Annotated in this window: 6 protein-coding genes; 4 read left to right on the top strand and 2 right to left on the bottom strand. The window is 66.9% G+C overall.

Annotation, left to right across the window (positions count from 1 at the left end):
• The 4 genes from JHC99_RS16740 to lpdA all read left to right on the top strand — a co-directional run.
• The coding region (locus JHC99_RS16740; RefSeq protein ID WP_292155769.1) for a dihydrolipoamide acetyltransferase family protein at positions 1-692 on the top strand (692 nt) is incomplete at its 5' end.
• 1 nt (position 693) lies between these two features.
• Positions 694-1188 (top strand): hypothetical protein, encoded by a 495-nt coding sequence (locus tag JHC99_RS16735; RefSeq protein ID WP_292155768.1) that lies wholly within the window; start codon positions 694-696, stop codon positions 1186-1188.
• Complete coding sequence (locus tag JHC99_RS16730) at positions 1185-1643, top strand: hypothetical protein (protein WP_292155767.1); 459 nt, start codon at positions 1185-1187, stop codon at positions 1641-1643. Before JHC99_RS16735 ends, JHC99_RS16730 begins: the two co-directional genes overlap by 4 nt.
• Positions 1640-3043: a dihydrolipoyl dehydrogenase gene (gene lpdA, locus JHC99_RS16725; protein WP_292155766.1), complete on the top strand. Its 1404-nt coding sequence runs from the start codon at positions 1640-1642 to the stop codon at positions 3041-3043. Before JHC99_RS16730 ends, lpdA begins: the two co-directional genes overlap by 4 nt.
• 50 nt (positions 3044-3093) lie before the next feature.
• Here lpdA and JHC99_RS16720 read toward each other — a convergent pair whose 3' ends face one another.
• Together JHC99_RS16720 and carB are read right to left on the bottom strand one after the other, a co-directional pair.
• On the bottom strand, positions 3094-3453 hold the full coding sequence (locus tag JHC99_RS16720; RefSeq protein WP_292155765.1) for a hypothetical protein: 360 nt from the start codon (positions 3451-3453) through the stop codon (positions 3094-3096).
• A gap of 474 nt (positions 3454-3927) precedes the next feature.
• Positions 3928-6609 (bottom strand): carbamoyl-phosphate synthase large subunit (gene carB / locus JHC99_RS16715; protein ID WP_292155764.1); only part of this gene is annotated, 2682 nt, incomplete at its 5' end.

The following is a 6609-nucleotide window of genomic DNA, read 5'->3' as shown; positions in this document are numbered from 1 at the left end:
CGACCGAGGTCCGCATCATCGGCCTGCGTCGCAAGATCGCGGAGAAGATGGCCGAGAGCGTGCGACGCATTCCGCACATCACCTATGTCGAGGAAATCGACATGACGGCGCTGGAAGAGCTTCGCGCCCACCTCAATGCGACGAAACAGAAGGATCAGCCCAAGCTCAACATCCTGCCCTTCATCGCCCGCGCCATCGTCGTGGCGCTTCGGGACCAGCCCAGCATCAACGCCACCTATGACGACGAGGCCGGCGTCCTGACCCAGCATGCCGCCGTGCATCTGGGCATCGCCGCCCAGACGCCGAACGGGCTGATGGTGCCGGTGGTTCGCCATGCGGAATCGCTCGACGCCTGGGCCACCGCGCTGGAGATCGCGCGGGTGTCCGGCGCGGCCAAGGACGGATCGGCCAAGCGCGAGGAACTGTCCGGCTCGACCATCACCATCACCTCGCTGGGGACATTGGGCGGGGTGGTCCACACCCCGATCATCAACCACCCCGAGGTCGCCATCGTCGGCCCCAACAAGATCGAGGACAGGGTTGTGGTCCGCAACGGCCAGATGGTCGTGCGCAAGATGATGAACCTGTCGTCCAGCTTCGATCACCGCATCGTCGACGGCCACGACGCGGCGGTCTTCGTGCAGCGGATCAAGGGCCTGCTGGAACAGCCCGCGACCTTGTGGATGGGGTGAGATGAAGACCTTCGCCCCGGTCGCCGCCGCCCTCGTCGCCACCTCGCTGTTCGCCACCTCGGCCCTGGCCTGCGTGCCCATGCCGCGCGACACGGCGGCCGAGATCGCCCAGGCGCGTGCGGTGTTCGTGGGGCGGGTGACGGCGGTCGAGGCGGGGGACGCCGCCGCATGTCGCTCGACTCTGGCGCGCGCGCGGATCGAGCCGGGGATGCCGGGGGCCAATGCCTGCGAGGCCTTTGGCCGGGCGACGCTGGAGGCCTTGCATACCGTCAAGGGCGAGGTTCCGGCCGCGCCCCTGGTCGTCAACTGGAACGCCCATCCGCTCTGCTACGTCGGCTGGACCCCGACGCTCGGCCAGACGGTGCTGGCCACCGTCCCCGCCGACCCCCGCTTCATCGGTGAGGACGCTAACGTCGCCGTCGATCCGCAGGACCAGAACGATCTGATGGTCCGCGCCGTTCTCGACCTCGCCTCTACGGCGCACCCAGCCCGATGACTCGTTGGCTCATCAGTTTGGGGCTGGCGATGATGATTGCGACCGTGACGGGTCTAAACGCCTCGGCGTGCAGCCCACCTCCGGGACCGGACTGGGAAGGCTGGACCGAAGGTGACGAAGACATTTTCACTGGCCGTGTCACATCTCTGACGCCGCTGCCCGTTTCGACGGAGCATGGATTCGACTTGCGGCGAGCGACAATCAGCATCGAGCGGTTGAGGTCGTTCGAGAATCGGTCGGGCCCGGCCTCCATCGATGCCGAGATCATCGTAGAGGTTTTTGATCCAGGACCCAGGGCATCGGCACTTTGCCTCTATGCCCAGGCTTACCGTCCCGGTGACACCGTTCTCGTGATCCAGTCTGCCGGCGACACGCCGCGACTATTCCACGGTGAATGGGCGGCTGGATCGCGTTTCGCCCCCCTTTTCGAGAAGCAGCAGACACTCCCGAAATGACCCAGACCCAGCAGATCAAAACCAAAGTCCTCATCATCGGCGCGGGCACCGGCGGCTATGTCGCGGGCATCCGCTGCGGCCAACTCGGCCTGGACACCGTGCTGGTGGACGGGTCGGCGGGGCTGGGAGGCACCTGCCTGAATGTCGGCTGCATCCCGTCCAAGGCCATCATCCATGCGGCGGGCAAGTTCGAGACCGTGGCCAAGGCCGCCGGCGACGGAACGCTGGGCATCACGGCGTCGCAGGCCGCGATCGATCTGTCCCAGACCGTGGCCTGGAAGGACGGGATCGTCCGTAAACTGAACGTCGGCGTCGCGGCCCTGCTGAAGAAGGCCAAGGTGAAGGTCATCAAGGGCTGGGCGACCTTCGCCGACGCCAAGACCTGCCGCGTCGAGACCGATGACGGGCCGATCACCATCACGGCTGAACACGTCATCCTGGCGACGGGGTCGGAGCCGGTGGAGCTGCCCTTCCTGCCGTTCGGCGGGGACGTGATCTCCTCGACCGAGGCGTTGTCGCTGGATGCGGTGCCGGGCAAGCTGGTCGTTGTCGGCGGGGGCTATATCGGGCTGGAGCTCGGCATCGCCTATCGCAAGCTGGGGGCGGAGGTGGCGATCGTGGAGATGGCCGACCGCATCCTGCCGCTCTATGACAAGGCCCTGACCGATCCGGTGATGAAGTGGCTGACCGGCCACGGCGTGGAGATGCACCTGGGCGCGCGGGCCGGCGGCTTCGGGGACGGCAGGCTCAACGTCACGACCAAGGACGGCGAACCGCTGCAACTCGAGGCCGACAAGGTGCTGGTCACGGTCGGGCGCCGTCCCCGGACGAAGGGCTGGGGGCTGGAGAACATGGGCGTGGCCATGGCCGGGCCGTTCGTGAAGATCGACGACCGCTGCGCCACGAACATGAAGAATGTCTGGGCCGTCGGCGACCTGACCGGCGAACCCATGCTGGCGCACAAGGGCTCGGCCCAGGGCGAGGTGGTCGCCGAGATCATTGCCGGCCATGACCGCCGGTTCGATCCCGTGACCATCGCCGCCGTCTGCTTCACCGAGCCGGAGATCGTCTCGGCGGGCCTCGGCCCGCTGGATGTCGAGGGCCGCGACGACGTCATCACCGCCGTCTTCCCCCTGGCCGCCATCGGCCGCGCCTTGGCCATCGAGGCCGGCGAGGACGGCGGCTTCGTCCGTGTTCTGGCGTCGAAGTCCGACCACCGTCTGCTCGGCGTCCAGGCCGTCGGCCAGCACGTCGCCGAACTGTCCAACAGCTTCGCCCAGATGCTGGAGATGGGCGCGGTGCTGGAGGATGTGGCGGGGGTGATCCACGTCCACCCGACCCTGGGCGAGGCCTTCCACGAAGCGACGCTGAGGGCCCTGGGGCACGCCATCCACATCTGAGGGCGGTAGCGGTCGGCTCTCCCCGACGTCCCCGACTGCCGACCTCGACCCTACCCCTTCGCCGCCCACGCCAGCTTGTTCAGCGCCTCGGCTGCGCGCAGCAGCAATGATGCCTCGTTCGCCTTGCCCTCGCTGACCAGCCAGGCCGCCCGGCGCACCGCCCTGGCCACGGCCTCGCGCGGTGCGATGGCCGGCGGCTCCGGCAGACCGTCAAGGTCCGCCAATACCATCAGCGCCGGACGCGGATCGTCGGCCCCGCCGCGCAACGGCTTCAGATCCAGCGTCTCGGCAATCTGCTTGCGGGTCCACCCCTCGATCCGGGCCCGCCGACGCAGGTTGGCGTAGCCGACATCGAACCGCCTCACGAGCGAGGGCGCGGATTCTCCGGCAATATAGGCCTGCCGGACCATGGCCCAGGTCTCCGGCCCCCGATATTTGCGCAGACGATGGTGCTCCATCCGCCCACCTTGGCACACGACTGCGTCAGAATCGGTCGCACCAGCCGACGCCCCCGCCGTATCGGCGCAGTCTGCAGGTTTCGTCAGATTTCTGCATAGCCGACCTGACCCGGATCGCCGCGCTTTCGCACCCTCGGCGTAGCCGAAATCACCGGGAACTCACCGGTTGGCGCAGGCGTCTGTATTGACCGCAATCGCCCCCAATTCCGTCATCCTCCGGCAAGCCGCTCTTGCGGCGCAGACCGGGGGACCCAGCGGCGCGCGTGAGCGCGAACCTGTCGCGCATGCACACGTTCGACATCACGTCTGAACAGATCGCCTTCGGCACCTCCCCCGGTCCGGCTTCGCCGGCCGGAGGACGACGAGGGGGCCCCCGGTCTCGCTCTGCTCGCCGGAGGATGACGAAGAAGCAGGGGGGCTCTCGTCTTACCCGTACTCCTGGATCGCCTTCACATCCAGCTCGCCCGCCTTGATCGCCGCGATGCCTTGCGACGCCGCCAGGGCCCCCGCCGCCGTGGTGTAATAGGGGATTTTCATCATCAGGGCGGTGCGGCGCAGAGAGAAGCTGTCCTGCAACGCCTGCTTGCCGTCGGTGGTGTTGAAGACCAGCTGGACGTCGCCGTTCTTCATGGCGTCGACGATGTTCGGACGGCCTTCCAGCACCTTCTTGACCGGGGTCACGGCCAGTCCCTGTTCGGCCAGATAGGTCGCGGTGCCGCCGGTGGCGATGATCTTGAAACCCTGCGCGATCAGGCCGGCGACGGCCTCCTTGATGAAGGGCTTGTCGTCATCCTTGACCGAGACGAAGGCGCAGCCGGATGTGGGCAGGGTGGTCCCGCCGCCGATCTGGGACTTGGCGAAGGCGCGTGCGAAGGCGGGGGCCATGTCGGCCTCGCCGTCGCGTTTCCAGTCCAGCCCCATGACCTCGCCGGTCGAACGCATCTCGGGGCCCAGGATGATGTCGACGCCCGCGAACCGCGCGAACGGGAAGACGGCTTCCTTGACCGCGATATGGTCATACGGCTTGTCGGTCAGGCCGAAGCTCTTCAGCGGCACACCCGCCATCACCTTGGCGGCGATGGCGGCGACCGGTTCGCCGATCGTCTTGGCCACGAAGGGCACGGTGCGCGAGGCGCGCGGGTTCACTTCCAGCACGAAGATGCGGGGCTCCGCCGAATGGGGTTCCTCGATCGCGAACTGCACATTCATCAGGCCGCGCACCTTGAGCGCCCGCGCCATCGCCTCGGTCTGGCGCTTCAGCTCGGCGATGATAGCGGGCGACAGGGAGAAGGGCGGCATCGAACAGGCGCTATCGCCCGAGTGGACCCCGGCTTCCTCGATATGCTCCAGCACCCCGGCGACGAAGACCGTCTCGTCGTCGCAGATGGCGTCTACGTCCACCTCGGTGGCGCGGTTCAGATAGTGGTCGATCAGGACCGGATCGTCGCCCGACACCCGCATCGCCTCGCCGACATAGCGGTCCAGCTGTTCGCGATCGTGGACGATCATCATCCCCCGCCCGCCCAGCACGTATGAGGGTCGCAGAACGACCGGGTATCCGACCTCGTCCGCCTTGTCCGCCGCCTCTTGCGCCGAGCGCGCCAGGCCGTTCGGCGGCTGTTGCAGGTTGATCGACTGCAGCATCTGCTGGAACCGTTCGCGGTCCTCGGCCAGGTCGATGGAGTCCAGGCTGGTGCCCAGGATGGGGATGCCGTCCTCGTGCAGGGCGTGGGCCAGCTTCAGCGGCGTCTGGCCGCCGAACTGCACGACACAGCCGATCAGTTCGCCCTTGGACCGCTCGACCTCGATCAGCTCCAGCACATCCTCGGCCGTCAGCGGCTCGAAATACAGCCGGTCGGAGGTGTCATAGTCGGTCGACACCGTCTCCGGGTTGCAGTTGACCATGATGCTTTCGACGCCGATGTCCGCAAAGGCGAACGCCGCGTGACAGCAGCAGTAATCGAACTCAATTCCTTGCCCGATCCGGTTCGGGCCGCCACCCAGAATGATGGCCTTTTTCAATGACGTAGGCTCGGACTCGCACTCGGGAATCTGGCCCAAGGCACCGGTCTCATAGGTCGAATACATATAGGCGGTGGCCGAGGCAAACTCGGCCGCGCAGGTGTCGATGCGTTTGAAAACGGGGCGGACCGACAGGTCGCGGCGGGCCTTGCGCACGGCCTTTTCGTTCGTGCCGGTCAGGGTGGCCAGGCGGGCGTCGGAGAAGCCCTTGGACTTCAGCTTGCGGAACTCTGTCGCCTCGGTCGGCAGGCCCTTGACCCGGACATGGCCTTCCTCGCGCACGATGTCGGCGATCTGGCGCAGGAACCAGGGCTCGTAGGAACAGGCGGCGTTGACCTCCTCGACCGACAGGCCGTGGCGGAAGGCTTGGGCGATGACCAGAATCCGGTCGGGCGTCGGCTGGCCCAGCGCCCGGATCACGGCGGCGCGAGCGGCGTCGTCGCTCTCGGGATTGGCGGCCCCGTCGATCTCGATCTCGTCGAAGCCGGTCAGGCCGGTTTCCAGCCCGCGCAGGGCCTTCTGCATCGATTCCTGGAAGGTCCGGCCGATGGCCATGACCTCGCCCACCGACTTCATCGAGGTGCCCAGGAGCGGCTCGGCGCCCGGATATTTCTCGAAGGCGAAGCGCGGGATCTTGGTGACCACATAGTCGATCGACGGCTCGAACGAGGCCGGCGTGACCATGGTGATATCGTTCTGAAGCTCGTCCAGAGTGTATCCGACTGCCAGACGGGCCGCGACCTTGGCGATGGGAAAGCCGGTGGCCTTGGACGCCAGGGCAGACGAGCGCGACACGCGCGGGTTCATCTCGATCACGACCATCCGGCCGTCGGCGGGATTGATCGCCCACTGCACGTTCGACCCGCCGGTCTCGACGCCGATCTCGCGCAGGACGTTGATCGAGCCTGTCCGCATCCGCTGATATTCCTTGTCGGTCAGCGTCAGGGCGGGGGCGACAGTGATGGAGTCGCCCGTGTGGACCCCCATCGGGTCGATGTTCTCGATCGAGCAGATGATGATGCAGTTGTCCGCGGTGTCGCGGACCACCTCCATCTCGTACTCCTTCCAGCCCAGCACCGATTCTTC

The organism is Brevundimonas sp., assembly GCF_016463485.1.
Classification (GTDB): domain Bacteria; phylum Pseudomonadota; class Alphaproteobacteria; order Caulobacterales; family Caulobacteraceae; genus Brevundimonas.
The sequence above is the reverse complement of the archived record's forward strand: the minus strand, read 5'-3'. Positions and strand labels throughout refer to the sequence as shown.